We start from the raw sequence: 21,221 nt of genomic DNA, 5'->3' as shown, positions 1-21,221 counted from the left end.
AGCGATCCCTCAGGAACAGCGGTCCTACGGGAGCGGACGGCTCAGGCCCCCGCTCCCGGGGGCCCGCCCGCGGACGGGGACCACGCGGCCGACGACCAGTGGAAGAGCGTCATGCCGACGCTCGTCGCCAGGTTGTAGCTCGACACCTGCGGCCGCATCGGCAGGGACACCAGGTGCTCGGCGCGGGCGCGCAGCCGGGCCGACAGGCCGCTGCGCTCGGACCCGAAGGCCAGCACGGCGTCGTCGGGGACCTTCAAGCCGCGGATGTCGTCACCCTCGGCGTCGAGGGCGAACACCGGCCCTTCAGGGAGTTCGTCGACGTCCATGCGCTCCACGGTCGTGGCGAAGTGCAGCCCCGCGCCGCCCCGGACGACCGTGGGGTGCCAGGGGTCGAGCGTGCCGGTCGTCACCACGCCCGTCGCACCGAAGCCCGCCGCGAGCCGGATCACCGCCCCCGCGTTGCCGAGGTTGCGCGGCTCGTCGAGGACGATGACGGGCGCGGTCCTGGGCAGCCGGGCAAGGGCCTCCAGCTGGGCCGCGCGGGACGGGCGTACCGCCAGGGCGGCCACCGCCGTGGGGTGCAGCCGCGGCACGAGGGCGCGCAGCGTGGCCTCGTCGGTCTCGGCGAGCAGCGCGTCGAGGGCGCCCGTGACGTCGGGCGCGAGGTCCTGCGCGAGCGCGAGAACGGCGGCCTTGTCGGCAGTCAGGGCCACCGGGACACGCGCGCCGAAGCGCACCGCGTGCTTGAGGGCGTGGAAGCCGTCGAGCAGCACGGACGTCTCGGCGAGCCCCCGCCACACACGTACCGCGTCCGCCGTTCCAAGACCGCCGCCCTCACCCGTACCGCTCATGCACCGAAGCCTACGCGCGCGTGCTCGGCCCCCTCCTGCGCACGCTCACCGGCCCCAGGGCGCGGCCCCGGCACGGCGTCCTTGCGGGAGAGCCGCGCGAGGGGAGAGCGGGAAATCAGCCCTCCACGCGCGCGTGCCGCCCAGCCGCCGAGCCGCCGCAGGAAGGACGTGGGCAGGAACACCGCGTCGGCCGCGATCATCGCGAGCGAGAAGAACGGCAGCCCGAGGACGACCGCGATGACCGCGTGCTCGATGATCATCAGGGTCAGCAGGACGTTCTTGACGCGCCGGTTGAGCAGCGTGAACGGGAAGGCGACCTGCACGGCGACCGTCCCGTACGTCACGAGCATCACCATGACGCCGTGCGAGGCGAGCAGCTCGGAAAGGGCGGGCCACGGCGAGAACGCGTCGAGGTGCAGCGGGTAGTAGACGGCGGTGCCGTCCTGCCAGCGGCTGCCCTGGATCTTGTACCAGCCGGCCGTCGCGTAGATCAGACACGCCTCGATCATGATCACGAGGAGGGCGGCGTTGTGCGCGAGGTTGGCGACGACGTCGAGCAGCAGCCGCCCCGCGCCCCGTGGCGCGCGCCGCCCGACCGCCCACCACAGGCCGTGCGCGCCCCAGAGGCTCCAGAAGAACACCAGCCAGAACGGCCGGAGCTCACCCGCGAACGTCGCGACGGACAGCGCAAGCCCCAGCGTCCACCACAGCACCGGGCCGACGCGGTCGGGGCGGGCACCCCCGTCGGAACCGTCGCCGTGCCCGGCACGCGCGCGTGCGGCGCGGCGCGCGTCCAGGGACCAGACCTGACCGCACCGCGTGAACACCAGGTAGATCGCCATCAGATGGATGACGTTGTCGCCGCCGTCGCCCATGAAGATGCTGCGGTTCTGCAGCGACAGGACGCCGACCATGAACAGCACGGACATGGTGCGCGTGCGCCAGCCGAGGAGCAGCAGGGCGCTGGTGAGCACGGCGAACCCGTAGACGAGCTGGAACCAGGCCCCCGAGTCGGACCACATGAGGACCGTGAAGGCGCCGTTGTCGTCGATGAGCTGCCGGGCCATGTCCCAGCCCCACGGGCCGTCGGGCCCGTACAGCTCGTTCCTGTGCGGCAGTTCGCGCAACAGGAACAGCAGCCACGTCGCGGAGAAGCCGATGCGGATCACCGCGGTCTGGTACGGCCCGAGGGCGCCGGACGTGACGCGCTGAAGGCCCCGCGCGAGCGGGTCGAGACGGGTCACCGGGCGCTCCCTTCGGCGGCGATGTCCTGCCGCGCGCGAGAGGCGTCGGTCAGCGGCAGGTCGCCGGGCGCCACCGTCCACCACGGCAGCACCCGCAGCGTGGGCCTGGTGTCGACCTTCTCGTCGCTCCACTTCGGCGGCGGCACGTTCGTGGTCCGGGACCGGATCTGCACCTGGTCGATCTTGTCACCGGACGCGAGCGGGTCCTGCCGGTGGACGCGCAGCAGCACGATGCGGCGGATGTAGCGCTCGGACAACTCGCCGCGCAGACCGGTGGGACGATTCTGCGCGTCGTGCGTGGACAGGAAGAAGTCCCAGGCGCGGCGCAGTTCGTTCTGCTGGGTGTGGCTGGGCAGCAGGTTGTGGTCGATGGCGGCGCCGTCCTGTGCCGACAGGTCGTACCAGCGCGTGGTGCGGCTGCCGCCGTCCGCGGTGCGGATCTGCGCGCGGGCCTGCACCGCGACGTTCTGCTGCAGCGGATTGGGCGCGAACAGCTTCCAGTTCTGCTCGAACTCGGGATAGACCCAGTCGTCGATGGCCTTCCCGTGCTCCTTGCTCACGGTGTTCGCCGGGGCGACGTGGAGGAAGAGCATTCCGACGTGTACGCCGACGGCGGCGACGATCACCGCGAGGGCGAGAGCGGCGGCGAGCTGGTAGCCGCGGGGGAGGGCGGCGATGCCGGTGCGGCCGGCGCTGTCCGGCGGGGGCGCCTCACCAGCACCACCTGACACCGGCGCCGCTCGCGCGCCCTCCGCAGCCGGATCCTCGTCCGGCGCAGGGAACGCGTCGGGCCCACCCGGGGCAGGGGACGCGTCGGGCCCGTCCGGGGCAGGGGACGCGTCGGGCCCGTCCGGCACATCCGCCCCATCGAACCCATCCGACACAAGGGACCCGTCGCCCCGGTCCGGCGCAGAGGACCTGGTGGGCCCGTCGGACCCGACGGGCCCACCAGGCGGGCCCTCGTCGTACGTGTCCATTCCGCCCCGTTTCCCGATGCCGCGCCGAACCCTGCCGCCGGAACGGTACTCAGGCCCGCCCGCCGGGCACAGCGTCCCGGAGGTTATCCACAGGGTTGACACCTTATGGCGGGGCGCCGCACCATTGAATTCCAGCGAACCGAACGATCGGTCGGTCGGCTGGCCGGAAAGACCCGAGAAGACGCCGAGAACTGCCCGAGGTCGAGGGGGACCGAGATGGCGACAGCGCACCAGACGCCCGGCACGGCGCAGGACGAGCGCGCGTCCGGCGCGGGGGACACCGCCCTGCTTGAGTCCGCCTTCGACGCGGCGGTCGCGGCGGACGAGCGCATCGAGCCGCGCGACTGGATGCCCGACGCCTACCGCGCCACGCTCGTGCGCCAGATAGCGCAGCACGCCCACTCCGAGATCATCGGCATGCAGCCGGAGGCGAACTGGATCACGCGCGCCCCCTCGCTGCGCCGCAAGGCCATCCTGATGGCCAAGGTCCAGGACGAGGCCGGCCACGGCCTGTATCTGTACAGCGCGGCGGAGACCCTCGGCACGGGCCGCGACGAGTTGCTCGACAAGCTGCACGAGGGCCGCCAGAAGTACTCGTCGATCTTCAACTACCCGACGCTGACCTGGGCGGACGTCGGCGCCATCGGCTGGCTCGTGGACGGCGCGGCGATCACCAACCAGGTCCCCCTCTGCCGCTGCTCGTACGGCCCGTACGCCCGCGCGATGGTCCGCATCTGCAAGGAGGAGTCCTTCCACCAGCGCCAGGGGTACGAGCTCCTGCTCGCCCTCAGCCGCGGCACGCCGGCCCAGCACGAAATGGCCCAGGACGCCGTGAACCGCTGGTGGTGGCCCTCCCTGATGATGTTCGGCCCCCCGGACGCCGAGTCGTCGCACTCGGAGCAGTCCATGACCTGGAAGATCAAGCGCCACTCGAACGACGAGCTGCGCCAGCGCTTCGTGGACATCTGCGTCCCCCAGGCCGAGTCCCTCGGCCTGACCCTGCCCGACCCCCAGCTGCGCTGGAACGAGGAGCGGGGGCAGCACGACTTCGGCCCCATCGACTGGAGCGAGTTCTGGTCGGTCCTCAAGGGCAACGGCCCGTGCAATGAGCAGCGCATCACGCAGCGCAGAAGGGCCCACGAGAACGGCGCCTGGGTGCGCGACGCGGCAGCCGCGTACGCCGCCAAGCACGACACCCACAAGAGCGGCGACGCCCACAGGGGCGGCCACGACGCGCACACCACCCACGGGGAGGCGACCGCATGAGCAGCTCGACCGACTGGCCGCTGTGGGAAGTGTTCGTGCGCTCACGCCGCGGCCTGTCCCACACCCACGCGGGCAGCCTGCACGCGCCGGACGCCGAAATGGCCCTGCGCAACGCCCGCGACCTGTACACCCGCAGGAACGAGGGCGTCTCGATCTGGGTCGTGCCCTCCGCCGAGATCACCGCGTCCTCACCGGACGAGAAGGACTCCTTCTTCGACCCGGCGGCCGACAAGCCCTACCGCCACCCGACGTTCTACGAGATCCCGGAAGGAGTGAAGCACCTGTGACCCCGGTGACCCCCGCACCCCGCGCCACCGACGCCGCGGCCCTCGCCCTGGGCGACGACGCACTGGTGCTCTCGCACCGCCTGGGAGAGTGGGCGGGCCACGCCCCCGTCCTCGAAGAAGAAGTCGCCCTGGCGAACATCGCCCTGGACCTCCTCGGCCAGGCCCGCGTCCTGCTGTCACTGGCCGGCGACGAGGACGAACTGGCGTATCTGCGCGAGGAGCGCGCCTTCCGCAACGTCCAGCTGGTCGAGCAGCCGAACGGCGACTTCGCCCACACCATCGCCCGCCAGCTGTACTTCTCGGTCTACCAAGGCCTGCTGTACGGCCAACTCGCGGACACCGACAGCGACCTGGCGCCCCTGGCCGCGAAGGCCGCCAAAGAAGTCGCCTACCACCAGGACCACGCCGAGCAGTGGACGCTGCGCCTCGGCGACGGCACGCCCGAGAGCCACGAGCGGATGCAGCGCGGCCTCGACGCGCTGTGGCGGTTCACCGACGAGCTGTTCCGGCCGGTGCCGGGCCTGGACCTCGACCGGGGGGCCATGCGGGACAGCTGGACCTCGACGGTCACCGCGGTGATCGAGAGGGCGACGCTCACCGTCCCCGACGGACCGCAGGGCGGAGCGTGGACGGCGGGCGCAGGCCGCGAGGGCCTGCACACGGAGTCCTTCGGCCGCATGCTCGCCGAAATGCAGCATCTGCACCGCAGCCACCCGGGGGCGTCATGGTGACCACCGCGCCCACCCCGCTCGAAGCGGAGCTCCGCGCCCTGGCAGGATCGGTGCCCGACCCCGAGCTGCCGGTCCTGACCCTGGCCGAGCTCGGCGTGCTCCGTGCCGTCCACGTCAGCGGCCCGGGCCGCGTCGAGGTCGAACTGACCCCGACGTACACGGGCTGCCCCGCCATAGAGGCCATGACCGCCGACATAGAGCAGGTCCTGCACGAGCACGGCATGGCGGACGTCTCCGTGCGCACGGTGCTCTCCCCCGCCTGGTCCACGGACGACATCAGCGCGGAAGGCCGCCGCAAACTGGCCGAGTTCGGCATCGCCCCGCCGCGCCCGCACACGGCCGAGGGACCGGTCCCGCTCACCCTCACGGTCCGCTGCCCGCACTGCGGCTCCACCGACACCGAACTGCTCAGCCGCTTCTCGTCGACGGCCTGCAAGGCCCTGCGCCGCTGCGTCAGCTGCCGCGAACCGTTCGACCACTTCAAGGAGTTGTGATGGCGCGCTTCCACCCGCTCCGCGTGGCGGCGGTCGAGCGGCTCACCGACGACTCCGTGGCCCTCACCTTCGCCATCCCCCCGGCCCTGCGCGACGAGTACCGCTACGCACCCGGCCAGCACCTCGCCATCCGCCGCGTCGTCGACGGCGAGGAGATCCGGCGCACGTACTCCATCTGCTCCCCGGCGCCCGGCCCCCAGGACACCGCGGAGCCCTCCGAGTTGCGCGTCGGCGTGCGCGTGGTGGAAGGCGGCGCCTTCTCCACGTACGCGCACAAGGAGGTCGCAGCGGGCGACGAGCTCGAGGTGATGACCCCGGCGGGCCGCTTCACCCTGGACCCCGCGCCCGGGCGGTACGCCGCGGTGGTCGGCGGCAGCGGCATCACGCCGGTGCTCTCCATCGCCACCACCCTCCTGGAGCGCGAGCCGGAAGCCGAGTTCTGCCTCATCCGCAGCGACCGCACCACGGCGTCCACCATGTTCCTGGAAGAGGTCGCCGACCTGAAGGACCGCTGGCCGGACCGGTTCCAGCTCGTGACGGTGCTCTCCCGGGAGGAGCAGCAGGCCGGGCTCACCTCCGGGCGCCTGGACCAGGAGCGGCTCGCGCTGCTGCTGCCCGCGCTGCTGCCGGTCGAGAAGGTCGACGGCTGGTTCCTGTGCGGCCCCCTCGGCCTGGTGCAGAGCGCGGAGCGAACGCTGCGCGCCCTGGGTGTGCAGCGACGCCGCATCCACGAGGAGATATTCCACGTGGACGACGTCCCCGCCGCCCCCGCCCTGGTCCCGGCCCCCGAGCACAGCACGGTCACCGTCACCCTCGACGGACGCTCCGGCACCTGGCCGGTGCGCGCCGGGGAGTCCCTGCTCGACACCGTGCTGCGCAACCGCGCGGACGCGCCGTTCGCCTGCAAGGGCGGCGTGTGCGGCACCTGCCGCGCCTTCAAGGTCTCGGGCGACGTGCGGATGGACCGTAACTTCGCCCTGGAGCCGGAGGAGACCGAGGCGGGCTACGTACTGGCGTGCCAGTCGCATCCCACCACGGACAAGGTGGAGCTGGACTTCGACCGCTGACCCCGGCCCTCCCCGCCTCGCGGCCCCTGCCCTCCCTGACCGCCGTCCGCCGTCCGCCGTCCGCCGTCCGCGCAGCGTCTGTTCCCTTCCCGTAGAACCTGTTCTATCTTGACGACCCGTCAGAAACCCTGGGTGTGCGGGAACGCCAACGGCCGGTGCGCGGAAGGACAGACAGTGGACTTCACCTTCACCGAAGAACAGCAAGCCGCACGCGAAGCGGCCAGGACCCTCTTCGCCGACGTGGCACCCGACGGCGTGCCCAGCCCCGCCCTCACCCCCGGTGCCGTCGCCGACGACTTCGACCGCGCCCTGTGGGCCAAGCTCGCCGACGCCGACCTGCTCAGCCTGCTCCTCGGGCCCGAGTACGGTGGCTCCGCCCTCGATCCCATCGCGCTCTGCCTGGTCCTGCGCGAATCGGCGAAGGTGCTCGCCCGCGTCCCGCTCCTGGAGTCCAGCGCCGCCGCGTACGCCGTAGGGGCCCACGGCGGCGCCGAGTTGAAGCAGCACGTCCTCCCCCGCGCCGGACGCGGCGAACTCGTCCTCACCGTCGCCGCCCACGGCCGCACCGGACACGACGGCGCCGAACTCGCCGTCACCGCCCACCCTCACGGCGACCACTGGCTCCTCGACGGCCTCCAGACCGGCGTGCCCTGGGCGCACAACGCCGACCTCACCGTCGTACCCGCCACCGCCCCCGAAGGCCGCACCGTCCTCGCGCTCGTGCCCCGCGCCCACCCCGGCCTCACCCTCGCCGAGCAGATCTCCACCAACGGCGAACGCCTCGGCGAACTGCGCCTGGACTCCGTACGCGTCCGGGCCCGCGACGTCATCACCGCCGACGGGGCCTGGGACTTCCTCCGCAACCTGCTCACCACCGGCACCTGCGCGCTCGCGCTCGGACTCGGTGACCGCGTGCTGAGCATGACCAGCGCATACACCAGCAAGCGCGAGCAGTTCGGCCACCCCATCGCCACGTTCCAGGCCGTCGCGGTCCAGGCGGCCGACCGCTACATCGACCTGCGCGCCATGGAGGCCACCCTCTGGCAGGCCGCCTGGCGCCTCAGCTCACCGGACCGCACGAGCGCGGGCAACGGCGGCCCCCTGCCGGCATCCGGAGACGTCGCGGTGGCCAAGATCTGGGCGGCGGAGAGCGTACGCCGACTCGTCCAGACCGCACAGCACCTGCACGGCGGCTTCGGCGCCGACACCGACTACCCCCTGCACCGCTACCACGCCTGGGCCAAACACCTGGAGCTGTCACTCGGCCCGGCGGCGGCGCACGAAGAAGCCCTCGGCGACCTCCTCGCCGCCCACACCCTCGGCTGACCCGCGGCCGTCCCCCCGGGGGGCCCCGGCCGCACCCTCCGCAGGAGGCGACGGCCTAGATCACCGTGCCGGGCTGCCCCTTGTCATCGACAACCGGCTTCCCGGAGGCCTCCCAGACCTGCATCCCGCCGTCCACGTTCGCCGCGTCGATGCCCTGCTGCACGAGGTACATCGTCACCTGCGCCGAACGAGCCCCGGACCGGCAGATGACATGCACCCTGCCGTCCTGCGGCGCCGCCTCGGTCAACTCCCCGAAACGCGCCACGAAGTCACTCATCGGAATGTGCAGCGCATCCGCCGCGTGACCCGCCTGCCACTCATCGTCCTCACGGACGTCCAGCAGGAAGTCTCCGTCCGAGAGACTGTCGACCCCGACCGTGGGCACACCAGATCCGAATTGCATGCCCCCGACGCTACCCGACCGCCCCGCCCCCGGGCCGCCCACCCGCACCGAACCGGCCGACGCGACCCGGCCGACGCGCCCCCGCCGCCCGGCCACGGGCCACGTACTACCGGCCACGCGCAACGGACCACGCGCAACGGAGGACGGACCACAGGCAACCGGCCCCGGACTACGCGGTGAGCCGCTCCAGCTCCGCCTCACGCTCGGCCACCTGCGCGAGCAGCTGCTCGGCGACCTCTTCGAGGAGCCGGTCGGGGTCGTCCGGCGCCAGCTTCAGCATCGCGCCGATCGCGCTCTCCTCCAGCTCGTGCGCGACCACCGAAAGCAGCTCCTTGCGCTGCGCCAGCCACTCGAGCCGGGCGTACAGCTCCTCGCTGGGACTGGGGCGCCGCTCCTCGGGCACCGGCCCCGCGTTCCACTCCTCGAGCAGCTCCCGCAGCAACGCCTCGTCACCGCGCCCGTACGCCGCGTTGACACGGGCGATGAACTCGTCCCTGCGCACCCGCTCCGCCTCGTCCTGCGCCAGGTCGGGGTGCGCCTTGCGGGCCAGGTCGCGGTACAGCTTGCGGGCCTCGTCGCTCGGCCGCACCCGCTGCGGCGGCCGCACCGACTGATCGGTCAGCATCGCTGCGGCCTCCGACGACAGCCCGTCGCCGTCCATCCAGCCGTGGAACAGCTCCGCCACGTCCGGCATCGGCAGCACCCGCGCCCGCGCCTCGTCCGCCTTGCGCCGGTCCTCCGGGTCACCGGACCGCGCCGCCACGGCCTCCGCGATCCGCGCGTCCAGCTCGTCGAGGCGCGCGTACATCGGGCCGAGCTTCTGATGGTGCAGCCGGGAGAAGTTCTCCACCTCGACCCGGAACGTCTCCACCGCGATCTCGTACTCGATCAACGCCTGCTCGGCGGCCCGCACGGCCTTTTCGAGGCGCTCCTCAGGCCGCGCACCGGCATCCCCGTGCGGTCCCGCAGAGGCCTCGGCAGAGGCCTCGCTCGGCCCTTCGGGCGTCTCGGGCTGCGTCGGCTCGGCTTCCGGGGTCGTCACCTGTCCAGCGTAGGCCACGGGTCACCCCCGCCCTCAAACCCCCGTCTCAGCCTCGATCCGTCCACCCCGCACCGCTTCCACCAGGCGCGCGTGGTCCGCCTCCGTCTGGTTGGCGTAGGTCACGGCGAAGCGGGTCACCGACTCGTCCAGCTCGTCGTTCTTGCCGCAGTAGCCGGCGATGAGCCGGGGGTCGGCGCTGTGCGCGTGGGCGCGGGCGAGCAGGGCGCCGGTCATGCGGCCGTAGTCGTCGAGCTGGTCGGCGGCGAGCGCGGCGGGGTCCACGCTGCCCTTACGGTTCCTGAACTGCCTTACCTGGAAGGGCCGTCCGGATATCGTCGTCCAGCCGAGCAGGAAGTCACTGACCACCTGCATGCGCTTCTGGCCGAGCACGACGCGGCGGCCTTCGTGGACGGCCTCCTGCTCCTTGAAGCCGGCGGTCGGCAGGTGGGGCAGCAGCACGGACGGGGAGGCCTCCTTGACCTGGAGCACCAGTGGCTCGCCCCGGTGATCCAGGAGCAGCACGACGTAGGAGCGCAGTCCGACGCTGCCGGTGCCGACGACGCGGAAGGCCACGTCCTGGAGCGAGTACCGCGCGAGCAGGGGCAGCCGGTCCTCCGGCAGCGTGCTCCGGTACGCGCCGAGGGCCAGGGCCACTGCCGCCGCTTCGGCGTCCGGGACGCGGCGCAGCACGGGGGGTGCGTCAATGAAGCGGCGGGGGGTGACGCCTCCCGGGTCCGTGTCCGCGTCGGGGACGGGTTCGGTGGACTTGGCGGCGAAGCGGGCGCTCGTGTTCTGCCGTGCCTTTTCGGAGACGCGGTCGAGGGTGCCGAGCAGGTCGCGCGCGTCGGTGTGGGAGACCAGCTCTTCGTCGGCTATCGCGTTCCACGCGTCGAGGACGGGGAGTTTCGCGAGGAGCCGCATCGTGCGGCGGTAGGCGCCGACGGCGTCGTAGGCCGCTTCCTCGCACGCGTCCTCGGTGGCGCCCGCCTCGCGGCCGGCGAGGACGAGTGAGGTGGCGAGGCGCTTGACGTCCCATTCCCAGGGGCCGTGCACCGTCTCGTCGAAGTCGTTGAGGTCGATGATGAGGCCGCCGCGCGCGTCCGCGTACAGGCCGAAGTTGGCGGCGTGGGCGTCGCCGCAGATCTGGGCGCCGATGCCGGTGACGGGGGTGCGCGCGAGGTCGTACGCCATGAGTCCGGCGGTGCCGCGCAGGAAAGCGAAGGGCGAGGCGGCCATTCTGCCGACGCGGATCGGGGTGAGGTCGGGGAGTCGGCCTCGGTTGGTGTCCTCTATGACGGAGACCGGGTCAGGGCGGTGGTCGTCCGCCGCGTACGTGGCGTGCGCGGAGCGGGGGACGCGGTCCCGGTGGGCCTTGCCCTCCTGCTTGGGGTGCGGGTGCCCGGCGGCGCCGTGTGCGGCCCGTCGCGCGAATCCGTCGACGTGCGGGAGCCGTCGGGCTCCGCTCGCTTCGCGCGGCTCGGGCACCGCTCCCACGACGCTCGCGCCAGCCCCGCCCGCCGTCCCGGACGTGCCCACCGTCCCAGGCAGGCGCACCGCTCCGGACGTGCCCGCCGTCCCAGGTGTGTCCGTTGTCTCAGTCACGCCATCCCCCCGAGTTCCGGCGTCCGCGCGCCCCGCGTGGTCGTACGCCCGGCGCCGCGAACATCAACTGGCATCGACCGTACCGCCGTGGGCGAAGCCCCGTCACAGCCTGTGGATAACTTCGCGGAGCCACCCGCCGCAGGCGTTCCTCCCGCCTCGCGGTGACATACATCACCGCCAGAAGGTCCAGACCTCTTCGACGACCGCCCACGCCCAGCCACCGGACCGGCCACCAGACCTGGCCGCCGCACCCGGCCACCGCACCCGGCCACGACTCCGACCGCCCCGAGCCGACCCCGCCCCAGCCACCCTCAAACGCAGAAAGACCCCAGCTAAGCTGGGGTCTTTCGCTTGTGCGCGAGGGGGGAGTTGAACCCCCACGCCCTTTCGGGCACTGGAACCTGAATCCAGCGCGTCTGCCTATTCCGCCACCCGCGCATGGGTGTTGTCTTTGGGTCTCTCACTGTGTGGTGCGAGCGCCTTCCGACATCCAGAAGATTAGCACGCTGCGGAGGGTGGATTCACATCTGTATTGACGGGCACCCGTCGGGCACCCGCCGGGCGCCGGTGCCGGGGCGACCAGGGAGGACGGGACCGGCCGGACCCGGAAGGACCGCCGGCCCGGCACCCCGTCCTGGCTCCCCGTCCCGGCCGAACCGCCGCCGGACGCAACCAAGCCCCCCGTCAAGTCCTCCTCCAAGGTCCACAGCCACGTGCGGGACACTGGCCTGAGACCCCCTCTACGATCCCTGTTAAGAGGGGTGCCGGAGTCGGGAAGGAGCGCGGGAGGAAGCGCGGATGGAGCGGAGCCCATACGGCCCCGGGTCAACCCGGGCAGGCGTTGTCGCGTCGGTTCCCGCGGGAACCCCTGAACGATCCCTGAGGATCGGCGGCAGGGCCCCGGGCGGGACTCCGGTGCATCCCTGAAGGAACCCGGAGGATCCCTCAAGAGCGGTGCGGGCATGCCTTGTGAGAGGCGACACTCGTGGTCTGGGCAGACAGGGGGAACCAGCTGATTTCCCGGCGCGTGGATACGATCAGTAAGCAGTACGAGGATGAGAACGACGGAGGAGGTGCCCCATGGGAGTCCTGAAGAAGTTCGAGCAGCGACTTGAAGGTCTGGTCAACGGCACCTTCGCCAAGGTGTTCAAGTCCGAGGTCCAGCCTGTCGAGATCGCGGGCGCCCTCCAGCGGGAGTGCGACAACAACGCGACGATCTGGAACCGCGAGCGGACCGTCGTACCGAACGATTTCATCGTGGAGCTCAGCGCCCCCGACTACGAGCGCCTGAGCCCCTACTCGGGACAGCTCGGCGACGAGCTGTCCGGCATGGTGCGCGAGTACGCGAAGCAGCAGCGCTACAGCTTCATGGGGCCGATCAAGGTCCACCTGGAGAAGGCCGAGGACCTCGACACGGGCCTGTACCGGGTGCGCAGCCGCACGCTGGCGTCCAGCACCTCGCAGACCCCCGACCACGCCCCCGGCGGCCCCGCGGGCCCCGGCGGCGGCCCCACGAGCGCCGGCCAGGGCCCCCGCGGGGGCTACGGCGGCCCGCAGGGCCCCTCGGGCGCCCCGGGCGCCCCTCCCATGCCCGCCGCGCCGCCGCCCGGCGCGGGCGCGGGCCGCGGTGGTGCCCCGGCACCGGCGGGCCGCCCGCAGGGTCCGGGTGCCGGCGCCCTCCCGGGCGCGCAAGTACGGCGCTGGATTGAGATCAACGGCAATCGCCACCAGATCTCCCGCCCGACGCTGGTGCTGGGCCGCAGCACCGACGCCGATGTGCGGATCGACGACCCCGGCGTATCGCGCCGGCACTGTGAGATCCGGACCGGAACGCCCTCGACGATCCAGGATCTCGGGTCTACCAACGGCATCGTGGTAGACGGGCAGCACACCACCCGCGCTACGCTCCGCGACGGCTCGCGGATCGTCGTGGGCAGCACCACCATCATTTACCGGCAAGCCGAAGGGTGAAGCGGGGGCAATGTCAGAGCTGACCCTGACGGTCATGCGGCTGGGTTTCCTGGCCGTTCTGTGGCTGTTCGTGATCGTGGCCGTCCAGGTCATCCGCAGCGACCTGTTCGGGACGCGTGTCACGCAGCGCGGCTCGCGCCGTGAGGGCGGTCGCCAGGCGGCCCGGCAGCAGGCCGCGCCGCCGCAGCAGCGCCAGCAGGGGGGCGGCGGCCGCCAGCGCCGCGGCGCCCCCACCAAGCTGGTCGTCTCGGAGGGCACGCTCACGGGCACGACCGTCGCGCTGCAGGGCCAGACCATCACCCTCGGCCGGGCGCACGACTCGACGATCGTCCTTGACGACGACTACGCCTCCAGCAGGCATGCCAGGATCTACCCGGACCGTGACGGCCAGTGGATCGTCGAGGACCTCGGGTCCACCAACGGCACGTATCTCGACCGGACCCGCCTGACCACCCCGACGCCGGTTCCGCTGGGCGCGCCGATCCGCATCGGCAAGACCGTCATCGAGCTGCGGAAGTAGTACGACAATGAGCGAGCGGAGCGAGCGAGCCGACGCGGTCCAGGACTTGGACGCCAGCGCGCTCCCGACCGGAGGGTGGGCACCGTGCGGATGTACCCGGAGCCGACGGGCGAGGTGCGCATGAGTCTGTCACTGCGCTTCGCCGCCGGATCGCACAAAGGCATGATCCGGGAGGGGAACGAGGACTCCGGTTACGCCGGCCCGCGTCTCCTCGCCATCGCCGACGGCATGGGGGGTCAGGCCGCGGGCGAGGTCGCGAGCTCCGAGGTGATCTCGACGCTCGTCACGCTCGACGACGACGTCCCGGGCTCGGACATCCTCACCTCGCTCGGCACGGCCGTGCAGCGGGCCAACGACCAGCTGCGCCTCATGGTCGAGGAGGACCCGCAGCTGGAGGGCATGGGGACCACTCTGACCGCCCTGCTGTGGACCGGGCAGCGGCTCGGCCTCGTACACGTCGGCGACTCGCGCGCGTACCTGCTGCGCGACGGCGTGCTCACGCAGATCACGCAGGACCACACCTGGGTGCAGCGGCTCGTCGACGAGGGCCGGATCACCGAGGAAGAGGCCACCACGCATCCGCAGCGGTCGCTCCTCATGCGTGCGCTCGGCAGCGGCGACCACGTGGAGCCGGACCTGTCCATCCGCGAAGTCCGCGCGGGCGACCGGTACTTGATCTGCTCCGACGGCCTGTCGGGCGTCGTGTCGCACCAGACGATGGAGGACACGCTCGCCAGCTACCAGGGCCCGCAGGAGACCGTGCAGGAGCTGATCCAGCTCGCGCTGCGCGGCGGCGGCCCGGACAACATCACGGTGATCGTCGCCGACGTCCTGGACATCGACACCGGTGACACGCTCGCGGGCCAGCTGTCCGACACCCCCGTGGTGGTGGGCGCGGTCGCCGAGAACCAGCTGCAGACCAACGACGGCGGGGCCATGCAGACCCCGGCGGGCCGCGCGTCGGGCCTCGGCCGTCCCGCGCCGCCGTCCGGCGGCGGCTTCGGCCCCCCCGGCAGCGGCGACACCGCGGAGTACGTGCCGGAGGGCTCCTTCGGTGCGTATGGCGACGAGGACTTCGTGAAGCCCGGCGGCGGCCGCAAGTGGCTGAAGAGATCGCTGTACACGGCGCTCGCGCTCGCCGTGGTCGGCGGCGGCCTCTACGGCGGCTACCGCTGGACGCAGACGCAGTACTACGTGGGCACGAACGACGCACACGTGGCGCTGTACCGCGGCATCGACCAGGACCTGGCCTGGGTGAGCCTGTCGAAGGTCGAGAAGGACCACCCCGAGATCGAACTCAAGTACCTGCCGCCGTACCAGCGCAAGCAGGTCGAGGCGACCATCTCCGAGGGCAGCCTCGGCGACGCCGAGGGCAAGATCGAGGAGCTGGGCCTGCAGGCCTCGGCATGCAAGAAGGACGCCGAACGGCGCAAGATCGAGCGCGAGAACCGGGAGCGCAACGAGAGCACGGCGAAGCCCGATGCCAAGCCCGGCGAGGGCGAGGCGGGCGGCATGACCGGCCAGACCGGCAAGCCGACGCCGAATCCCGGCGACGACAACAAGAACGCGAAGGACGACAAGTCCAAGTCCACCACCGCACCGACTCCCACACCCGGCCCCAGCCTCTCCGAGGAGGAGCAGAAGCTGGTCCCGCAGTGCGGTAAGCAGTAAGCAGCCGTTGGGGGCCCTTGCACGCCATGAGCAGTAGCACTACACACACGTCGACGATCGGCGCCATCGGCGCGCCGAGCCGGCGCAACACGGAGCTCGCGCTCCTGGTGTTCGCCGTCGTCATCCCGCTGTTCGCCTACATGAACGTGGGGCTCGCGATCTCCGGCGAGCTGCCCCCGGGCATGCTCGGCTACGGCCTCGGGCTCGGCCTCCTCGCGGGCGTCGCGCACCTGGTGGTGCGCAAGTTCGCGCCGTACGCCGACCCGCTGCTGCTGCCGCTGGCCACGCTGCTCAACGGGCTCGGTCTCGTGGTGATCTGGCGGCTCGACCAGTCGAAGCGGCTGCAGGATCTGCCCACGTTCAGCGCGGCCGCGCCCAAGCAGCTGCTGTACACGGCGATCGGCATCGCGCTGTTCGTCGCGGTCATGCTGTTCCTGAAGGACCACCGCGTCCTCCAGCGGTACACGTACATCTCGATGGCCGCCGCGATCGTGCTGCTGCTTCTTCCGCTCGTGCCGGGCCTCGGTATGAACGTGTTCGGCGCGAAGATCTGGATCCGTGTCGGCGGGTTCACCATCCAGCCCGCCGAGTTCGCGAAGATCGTCATCGCGGTGTTCTTCGCGGGCTATCTGATGGTCAAGCGGGACGCCCTCGCGCTCGCCAGCCGCCGCTTCATGGGCCTGTACCTGCCGCGTGGCCGCGACCTCGGTCCGATCCTGGTCGTGTGGGCGATGTCCATCCTGATCCTGGTCTTCGAGACCGACCTCGGTACGTCGCTGCTGTTCTTCGGCATGTTCGTCGTGATGCTGTACGTCGCCACGGAGCGCACCAGCTGGATCGTGTTCGGTCTGCTGATGTCCGCCGTGGGCGCCGTCGGCGTGGCGTCGTTCGAGCCGCACGTGCAGCAGCGCGTCCAGGCCTGGCTCGACCCCATGGGCGAGTTCGTCAAGAGCCAGAACGGCGAGCTGGGCCACTCCGAGCAGTCCATGCAGGCGCTGTGGGCCTTCGGCTCCGGCGGCACCCTCGGCACCGGCCTCGGGCAGGGGAACTCCGACCTCATCAAGTTCGCCGCGAACTCCGACTTCATCCTCGCCACGTTCGGCGAGGAGCTCGGTCTGACCGGGCTCATGGCGATCCTGCTGATCTACGGCCTGATCGTGGAGCGCGGTGTGCGCACCGCCCTGGCCGCGCGCGACCCGTTCGGCAAGCTCCTCGCCGTCGGCCTTTCCGCCTCCTTCGCCATTCAGATCTTCGTCGTGGCCGGCGGCGTCATGGGCCTGATCCCGCTGACGGGTATGACGATGCCGTTCGTCGCGTACGGCGGTTCATCGGTGATCGCGAACTGGGCACTGATCGGCATCCTGCTGCGCATCAGTGATACGGCGCGCCGACCGGCGCCGTCCCCCGCCCCGAATCCCGACGCCGAGATGACCCAGGTGGTACGGCCGTGAACAAGCCCGTTCGCCGCATCGCGATCTTCTGCGGCCTGCTCATCATGACCCTGCTGGTCCGCAGCAACTGGCTGCAGTACGTGAAGGCCGACTCCTTGGCGGAGGACAAGGACAACCGCCGCGTCACGATAGAGCGCTACTCGCAGCCGCGCGGCGACATCATCGTCGACGGCAAGCCGGTCACCGGCTCCGCGAAGACCGAGAGCGCCAACGACCTCAAGTACAAGCGGACCTACAAGGACGGGCCGATGTGGTCGCCCGTCACCGGCTTCGCCTCGCAGCGCATCGGCGCCACGCAGATCGAGTCCATCGAGGACTCCATCCTCACCGGCAACGACGACCGGCTCTTCTTCCGCCGCACCCTCGACATGCTCACGGGCAAGAAGAAGGAAGGCGGCAACGTCGTCACGACGCTCAACTCCGCCGCCCAGAAGGCCGCGTACAAGGGCCTGCAGGGCCGCGGCAAGGGCGCTGTCGCCGCGATAGACCCGGAGACCGGGGCGATCCTGGCGCTCGCGTCCACTCCGTCGTACGACCCGTCGCGCTTCGCCGGCAACACGAACGCGGACGCGGAGACCTTCGCCAAGCTGGACAAGGACCGCGACAAGCCGATGCTGAACCGCGCGCTGCGCGAGACCTACCCGCCCGGCTCCACGTTCAAGGTGGTCACGGCCGCGGCGGCGCTGGAGCACGGCCTGTACACGGACATCGACAGCAAGACGCGCTCGCCGCTGCCGTGGACGATGCCGAACACGACCACGGAGCTGAAGAACGAGGGCAACATCCCCTGCAAGAACGCCACGCTCCGCGAGGCGCTGCGGGTGTCCTGCAACACGGTCTTCGGCAAGATCGGCTCGGACCTCGGCAAGGACCAGATGCGGGAGACCGCGGAGAAGTTCGGCTTCAACGAGGAGCAGTTCATCCCGGTCCGCTCCAACGCGTCGAACTTCCCGAAGGACATGGACAAGCCGCAGACGGCCCTGTCGTCCATCGGCCAGTTCGAGACGGCCGCGACGCCGCTGCAGATGGCGATGGTGACCTCCGCGATCGCCAACGACGGCACGCTGATGGAGCCGTACATGGTCAGCGAGCTGCAGGCGCCGAACCTCGACGTGATCGAGAAGCACTCGCCGAAGGAGATGAGCGAGCCGCTGTCCAAGGAGAACGCGCAGAAGCTCCAGGACATGATGCAGACCGTCGTCAACGAGGGCACGGGAACCAGGGCCAAGATCCCGGGCGTCACTGTGGGCGGCAAGACCGGCACCGCGCAGCACGGTCTGAACAACAGCAAGAACCCGTACGCCTGGTTCATCAGCTACGCCAAGACCGACTCGGGTTCGCCGGTCGCCGTCGCCGTGGTCGTCGAGGACAGTGACGCCGCCCGTGGCGACATCTCCGGTGGCGGTCTCGCGGCGCCGATCGCAAGGGACGTGATGAAGGCGGTACTCGACAGCAAGAAGTGACCCATGTCACGGCCACTCCCCATCGGTGCACGTTGCGATACCGGTCCTGTATCGGGTGACGGTTGCGGCCGGGTCACGTTAGCCGAGCCGGGTACGGTATGCCCGGACAGCACACCGCCGGACCGCGCAACACGGTGCGGTCGGGACCGACGGAGAGGGCTGGATTAGCTATGGAAGAGCCGCGTCGCCTCGGCGGCCGGTACGAGCTGGGCCAGGTGCTCGGCCGCGGCGGGATGGCGGAGGTCTACCTCGCGCACGACACCCGCCTCGGCCGCACCGTGGCGGTGAAGACGCTGCGGGTGGATCTCGCCCGCGACCCGTCGTTCCAGGCCCGGTTCCGCCGTGAGGCCCAGTCGGCCGCCTCGCTCAACCATCCCGCGATCGTCGCGGTCTACGACACCGGCGAGGACTACGTCGACGGCGTCTCCATCCCGTACATCGTCATGGAGTACGTCGACGGCTCCACCCTGCGTGAGTTGCTGCACTCCGGGCGCAAGCTCCTTCCCGAGCGCGCCATGGAGATGACCATCGGCATCCTCCAGGCGCTCGAGTACTCGCACCGCAACGGCATCGTCCACCGCGACATCAAGCCCGCGAACGTCATGCTGACGCGCAACGGCCAGGTCAAGGTCATGGACTTCGGCATCGCCCGCGCCATGGGCGAGTCCGGCATGACGATGACGCAGACGGCCGCCGTCATCGGCACCGCCCAGTACCTCTCGCCCGAACAGGCCAAGGGCGAGCAGGTCGACGCGCGCTCCGACCTGTACTCCACGGGCTGCCTGCTGTACGAACTCCTCACCGTACGGCCGCCGTTCGTGGGCGACTCCCCGGTGGCGGTCGCCTACCAGCACGTGCGGGAAGAGCCGCAGGCGCCGAGCGTCTTCGACAACGAGATCACGACCGAGATGGACGCGATCGTCCTCAAGGCGCTCACCAAGGACCCGGACTACCGCTACCAGTCGGCCGACGAGATGCGCGCCGACATCGAGGCCTGCCTCGACGGCCAGCCCGTCGCCGCGACCGCCGCGATGGGCGCCGTCGGCTACGGCGGCCACCCCGACGACCAGGCCACGGCGATGCTGCGCCCCCAGAACGGCGCCCCCGGCCAGGCCCAGACGTCCATGCTGCCCCCGGTCAACCCGGACGACGGCGGCTACGGCTACGACGAGAACGGCCGCCGCGGCCGCCAGAAGAAGAGCAACCTGTCGACGATCCTCCTGGTCGCCGCGGGCATCCTCGTCCTGGTGGGCGCGGTCCTGATCGGGAAGGCGCTGTTCAGCGGCGACGGGGGCGTCAGTGACGACAAGACGGCGCCGAACTTCGTCGGTGAGACGCTGAAGGAAGCGCAGAAGTCGGCGAAGAACGTTGACCTGACCGTCGCGGTGTCCAAGCGCGAGCCATGTGAGAAGTACCCCGCAGGGAAGATCTGCTTGCAGGACCCTGAGGCGGGTACCAAAGTCACGAAGGGTGCCACAGTCAACGTGACCGTCTCGACGGGGGCACCGAAGGTGGCGGTGCCGAGTGTCCTCGGGCTGGACGAGGACGAGGCCATCGAGAAGCTTGAGGGCGACAAGTACCAGCTCAAGGTCGAGACCAAGAAGAGGATCTCCACGGAGACCGAGGGCAAGGTTCTCGAACAGGACCCGGTCACCGGCACCGAGGTGCAAAAGGGCAGCACCATCACGCTGTACATCGCCAAGGAGCAGCAGAAGCCCACCGTCCCGGACGTCGCCGGGCAGACGTGGGAGAACGCGAAGAAGCAGATCGAGGCCAGCGGGCTCGTCGCGACGCGTACCGACGTCGAGAGCGACAGCGTCGAGGAGGGCAAGGTCATCCAGACCACGCCCACCGCCAACACGAAGGTCGACCCGGGCTCCACGGTGACCGTCCAGGTCGCCAAGAAGGCCGAGGAGGAGGACGTGACGGTCCCGCCCCTCGCCGGCATGAAGCTGTCCGACGCCCGCGACGCCATCGAGGACGCCGACCTGACCGTCGGCAACATCCAGGGCCCGCAGGACGACGACGCCGTGGTGGTCCTTCCCCAGCCCAACACCGGTACGAAGGTCAAGCCCGGCACCGCGATCAACCTGACGACCGTCAGCGCCGGGGGCGGCGACCAGGGCGGCGGTGACAACGGCGGCGGCTTCATAGAGGGCGTCACCGGCTTCGGCCGCCACGAGCGGGATTGACCCCTACTTTCCACCCACCAGGAAGGGGTTCGGGACCCGCTAGCAAATGCGACCCCGAACCCCTCAGCCTTTTCAGAGCGCCAATTATTGCGAGCCGGAAAAGCCATCGACCCACTAATAACAGCGGATGACGTTATGCGTAACCGACAGCCCACGGCTTACAGTTACCCGCTTCGGCATCTGCTTCTGTCACAACATCAATGGTAATCTTGGACCCCTCTCTAAAGTTGAAGCCATCCCAGACAAGGGTTTTACCACGCCCCTCATGGTTTTCAAGAGAGTACTTTCTGCCACCATTCACTCGATAGCAAAGCATGACCCACTCACCATCCAGGGTTATATCTTTGAGCCAGAAATCATCGCCATCGGCACGAAACCCGCCCTCGGCCCCACCTGTACCCACAGATACATCTTCACCGGCGTAGGCGGCAGTCGTCGTTATCACCGTCAGCGCCAAGCATCCGACGCTTGTCGCCAGTACTCGACTGATCTTCACAGATCCCTCAGCTCTCATCCGCACGTCAATTACGAGAAGCGACCGTACAGCAGCTAACCCGTGAGACGACAGATCGAGATCAGGCCAGCCAAGTACACGCAGCGGAACAAGTAACATTCCCTCGGCTCGCGAGGAAACATCCCGAATATCGGCATTCAACCCATTAC

19 protein-coding genes and 1 tRNA gene are annotated in these 21,221 nt (G+C 70.5%); 12 read left to right on the top strand and 8 right to left on the bottom strand.

Features of this window, described 5'->3' with window-relative positions; all coding sequences use genetic code 11:
• Positions 1-41: 41 nt before the first annotated feature.
• Genes ACFWZ5_RS15860 through ACFWZ5_RS15850 form a run of 3 tightly spaced genes read right to left on the bottom strand, consistent with a single transcriptional unit; the run spans position 42 to position 3,072 of the window.
• The gene (locus ACFWZ5_RS15860; RefSeq protein WP_384790242.1) at positions 42-851 is read right to left on the bottom strand and encodes a TrmH family RNA methyltransferase; all 810 of its coding nucleotides are present in this window, start codon (positions 849-851) and stop codon (positions 42-44) included.
• Positions 848-2,095, bottom strand: coding sequence for an HTTM domain-containing protein (locus tag ACFWZ5_RS15855; protein WP_384790239.1), 1,248 nt, complete (start codon positions 2,093-2,095; stop codon positions 848-850). Before ACFWZ5_RS15855 ends, ACFWZ5_RS15860 begins: the two co-directional genes overlap by 4 nt.
• Complete coding sequence (locus tag ACFWZ5_RS15850) at positions 2,092-3,072, bottom strand: DUF5819 family protein (RefSeq protein ID WP_384790236.1); 981 nt, start codon at positions 3,070-3,072, stop codon at positions 2,092-2,094. The genes ACFWZ5_RS15855 and ACFWZ5_RS15850 overlap by 4 nt, the downstream gene beginning before the upstream one ends.
• A gap of 216 nt (positions 3,073-3,288) precedes the next feature.
• Between ACFWZ5_RS15850 and paaA the strand changes: the two genes are divergently transcribed.
• The 6 genes from paaA (at position 3,289) to ACFWZ5_RS15820 (ending at position 8,243) form a co-directional block, all read left to right on the top strand.
• Positions 3,289-4,338: a 1,2-phenylacetyl-CoA epoxidase subunit PaaA gene (gene paaA / locus ACFWZ5_RS15845; RefSeq protein ID WP_384790234.1), complete on the top strand. Its 1,050-nt coding sequence runs from the start codon at positions 3,289-3,291 to the stop codon at positions 4,336-4,338.
• Positions 4,335-4,625: a 1,2-phenylacetyl-CoA epoxidase subunit PaaB gene (paaB, locus tag ACFWZ5_RS15840; RefSeq protein ID WP_384790231.1), complete on the top strand. Its 291-nt coding sequence runs from the start codon at positions 4,335-4,337 to the stop codon at positions 4,623-4,625. The genes paaA and paaB overlap by 4 nt, the downstream gene beginning before the upstream one ends.
• Positions 4,622-5,356: a 1,2-phenylacetyl-CoA epoxidase subunit PaaC gene (paaC, locus tag ACFWZ5_RS15835; protein ID WP_384790228.1), complete on the top strand. Its 735-nt coding sequence runs from the start codon at positions 4,622-4,624 to the stop codon at positions 5,354-5,356. Before paaB ends, paaC begins: the two co-directional genes overlap by 4 nt.
• Complete coding sequence (paaD, locus tag ACFWZ5_RS15830) at positions 5,350-5,850, top strand: 1,2-phenylacetyl-CoA epoxidase subunit PaaD (protein ID WP_384790225.1); 501 nt, start codon at positions 5,350-5,352, stop codon at positions 5,848-5,850. Before paaC ends, paaD begins: the two co-directional genes overlap by 7 nt.
• Entirely contained in the window at positions 5,850-6,917 is a 1,068-nt protein-coding gene (gene paaE / locus ACFWZ5_RS15825; RefSeq protein ID WP_384790222.1) for a 1,2-phenylacetyl-CoA epoxidase subunit PaaE, read from the top strand. The genes paaD and paaE overlap by 1 nt, the downstream gene beginning before the upstream one ends.
• A gap of 174 nt (positions 6,918-7,091) precedes the next feature.
• The gene (locus ACFWZ5_RS15820) at positions 7,092-8,243 is read left to right on the top strand and encodes an acyl-CoA dehydrogenase family protein (protein ID WP_384790219.1); all 1,152 of its coding nucleotides are present in this window, start codon (positions 7,092-7,094) and stop codon (positions 8,241-8,243) included.
• 55 nt (positions 8,244-8,298) lie between these two features.
• Here ACFWZ5_RS15820 and ACFWZ5_RS15815 read toward each other — a convergent pair whose 3' ends face one another.
• The 4 genes from ACFWZ5_RS15815 to ACFWZ5_RS15800 form a co-directional block, all read right to left on the bottom strand.
• On the bottom strand, positions 8,299-8,628 hold the full coding sequence (locus tag ACFWZ5_RS15815) for a rhodanese-like domain-containing protein (RefSeq protein WP_384790331.1): 330 nt from the start codon (positions 8,626-8,628) through the stop codon (positions 8,299-8,301).
• A gap of 187 nt (positions 8,629-8,815) precedes the next feature.
• On the bottom strand, positions 8,816-9,688 hold the full coding sequence (locus ACFWZ5_RS15810; RefSeq protein WP_384790216.1) for a J domain-containing protein: 873 nt from the start codon (positions 9,686-9,688) through the stop codon (positions 8,816-8,818).
• Positions 9,689-9,721: 33 nt separating this feature from the next.
• Positions 9,722-11,182, bottom strand: coding sequence for a DUF2252 domain-containing protein (locus ACFWZ5_RS15805; RefSeq protein WP_384790328.1), 1,461 nt, complete (start codon positions 11,180-11,182; stop codon positions 9,722-9,724).
• A 462-nt stretch (positions 11,183-11,644) separates the two neighbouring features.
• Positions 11,645-11,728 (bottom strand) — tRNA-Leu (locus ACFWZ5_RS15800).
• 642 nt (positions 11,729-12,370) lie between these two features.
• On the opposite strand from ACFWZ5_RS15800, the gene ACFWZ5_RS15795 reads away from it, so the two are divergent.
• The 6 genes from ACFWZ5_RS15795 (at position 12,371) to pknB (ending at position 20,558) form a co-directional block, all read left to right on the top strand.
• The gene (locus tag ACFWZ5_RS15795; protein WP_384790213.1) at positions 12,371-13,261 is read left to right on the top strand and encodes an FhaA domain-containing protein; all 891 of its coding nucleotides are present in this window, start codon (positions 12,371-12,373) and stop codon (positions 13,259-13,261) included.
• A 10-nt stretch (positions 13,262-13,271) separates the two neighbouring features.
• The gene (locus tag ACFWZ5_RS15790; RefSeq protein ID WP_384790210.1) at positions 13,272-13,781 is read left to right on the top strand and encodes an FHA domain-containing protein; all 510 of its coding nucleotides are present in this window, start codon (positions 13,272-13,274) and stop codon (positions 13,779-13,781) included.
• 90 nt (positions 13,782-13,871) lie between these two features.
• Positions 13,872-15,452, top strand: a complete 1,581-nt coding sequence (locus ACFWZ5_RS15785) for a Stp1/IreP family PP2C-type Ser/Thr phosphatase (RefSeq protein WP_384790325.1) — start codon at positions 13,872-13,874, stop codon at positions 15,450-15,452.
• A gap of 26 nt (positions 15,453-15,478) precedes the next feature.
• The gene (locus ACFWZ5_RS15780; RefSeq protein WP_384790207.1) at positions 15,479-16,903 is read left to right on the top strand and encodes an FtsW/RodA/SpoVE family cell cycle protein; all 1,425 of its coding nucleotides are present in this window, start codon (positions 15,479-15,481) and stop codon (positions 16,901-16,903) included.
• Entirely contained in the window at positions 16,900-18,366 is a 1,467-nt protein-coding gene (locus ACFWZ5_RS15775) for a peptidoglycan D,D-transpeptidase FtsI family protein (protein WP_384790204.1), read from the top strand. The genes ACFWZ5_RS15780 and ACFWZ5_RS15775 overlap by 4 nt, the downstream gene beginning before the upstream one ends.
• A gap of 170 nt (positions 18,367-18,536) precedes the next feature.
• The gene (gene pknB, locus ACFWZ5_RS15770) at positions 18,537-20,558 is read left to right on the top strand and encodes a Stk1 family PASTA domain-containing Ser/Thr kinase (protein ID WP_384790201.1); all 2,022 of its coding nucleotides are present in this window, start codon (positions 18,537-18,539) and stop codon (positions 20,556-20,558) included.
• Positions 20,559-20,691: 133 nt separating this feature from the next.
• Here the strand turns inward: pknB and ACFWZ5_RS15765 are convergent, their stop codons facing one another.
• A complete protein-coding gene (locus tag ACFWZ5_RS15765; protein ID WP_384790198.1) occupies positions 20,692-21,015 on the bottom strand; it encodes a hypothetical protein in 324 nt (107 codons plus the stop codon).
• Positions 21,016-21,221 lie beyond the last annotated feature (206 nt).

The organism is Streptomyces sp. NPDC059003, from assembly GCF_042740445.1.
Classification (GTDB): domain Bacteria; phylum Actinomycetota; class Actinomycetes; order Streptomycetales; family Streptomycetaceae; genus Streptomyces.
The sequence above is the reverse complement of the archived record's forward strand: the minus strand, read 5'-3'. Positions and strand labels throughout refer to the sequence as shown.

What these genes read in the sequence shown, in the direction of transcription:
- ACFWZ5_RS15850 (WP_384790236.1), bottom strand. Translation starts at nt 3,072, where the DNA reads ATGGACACGTACGACGAGGGCCCGCCTGGTGGGCCCGTCGGGTCCGAC.
- ACFWZ5_RS15780 (WP_384790207.1), top strand. Translation starts at nt 15,479, where the DNA reads ATGAGCAGTAGCACTACACACACGTCGACGATCGGCGCCATCGGCGCG.
- ACFWZ5_RS15795 (WP_384790213.1), top strand. Translation starts at nt 12,371, where the DNA reads ATGGGAGTCCTGAAGAAGTTCGAGCAGCGACTTGAAGGTCTGGTCAAC.
- pknB (WP_384790201.1), top strand. Translation starts at nt 18,537, where the DNA reads ATGGAAGAGCCGCGTCGCCTCGGCGGCCGGTACGAGCTGGGCCAGGTG.
- paaA (WP_384790234.1), top strand. Translation starts at nt 3,289, where the DNA reads ATGGCGACAGCGCACCAGACGCCCGGCACGGCGCAGGACGAGCGCGCG.
- paaE (WP_384790222.1), top strand. Translation starts at nt 5,850, where the DNA reads ATGGCGCGCTTCCACCCGCTCCGCGTGGCGGCGGTCGAGCGGCTCACC.
- ACFWZ5_RS15785 (WP_384790325.1), top strand. Translation starts at nt 13,872, where the DNA reads ATGTACCCGGAGCCGACGGGCGAGGTGCGCATGAGTCTGTCACTGCGC.
- paaB (WP_384790231.1), top strand. Translation starts at nt 4,335, where the DNA reads ATGAGCAGCTCGACCGACTGGCCGCTGTGGGAAGTGTTCGTGCGCTCA.
- ACFWZ5_RS15790 (WP_384790210.1), top strand. Translation starts at nt 13,272, where the DNA reads ATGTCAGAGCTGACCCTGACGGTCATGCGGCTGGGTTTCCTGGCCGTT.
- ACFWZ5_RS15860 (WP_384790242.1), bottom strand. Translation starts at nt 851, where the DNA reads ATGAGCGGTACGGGTGAGGGCGGCGGTCTTGGAACGGCGGACGCGGTA.
- paaD (WP_384790225.1), top strand. Translation starts at nt 5,350, where the DNA reads ATGGTGACCACCGCGCCCACCCCGCTCGAAGCGGAGCTCCGCGCCCTG.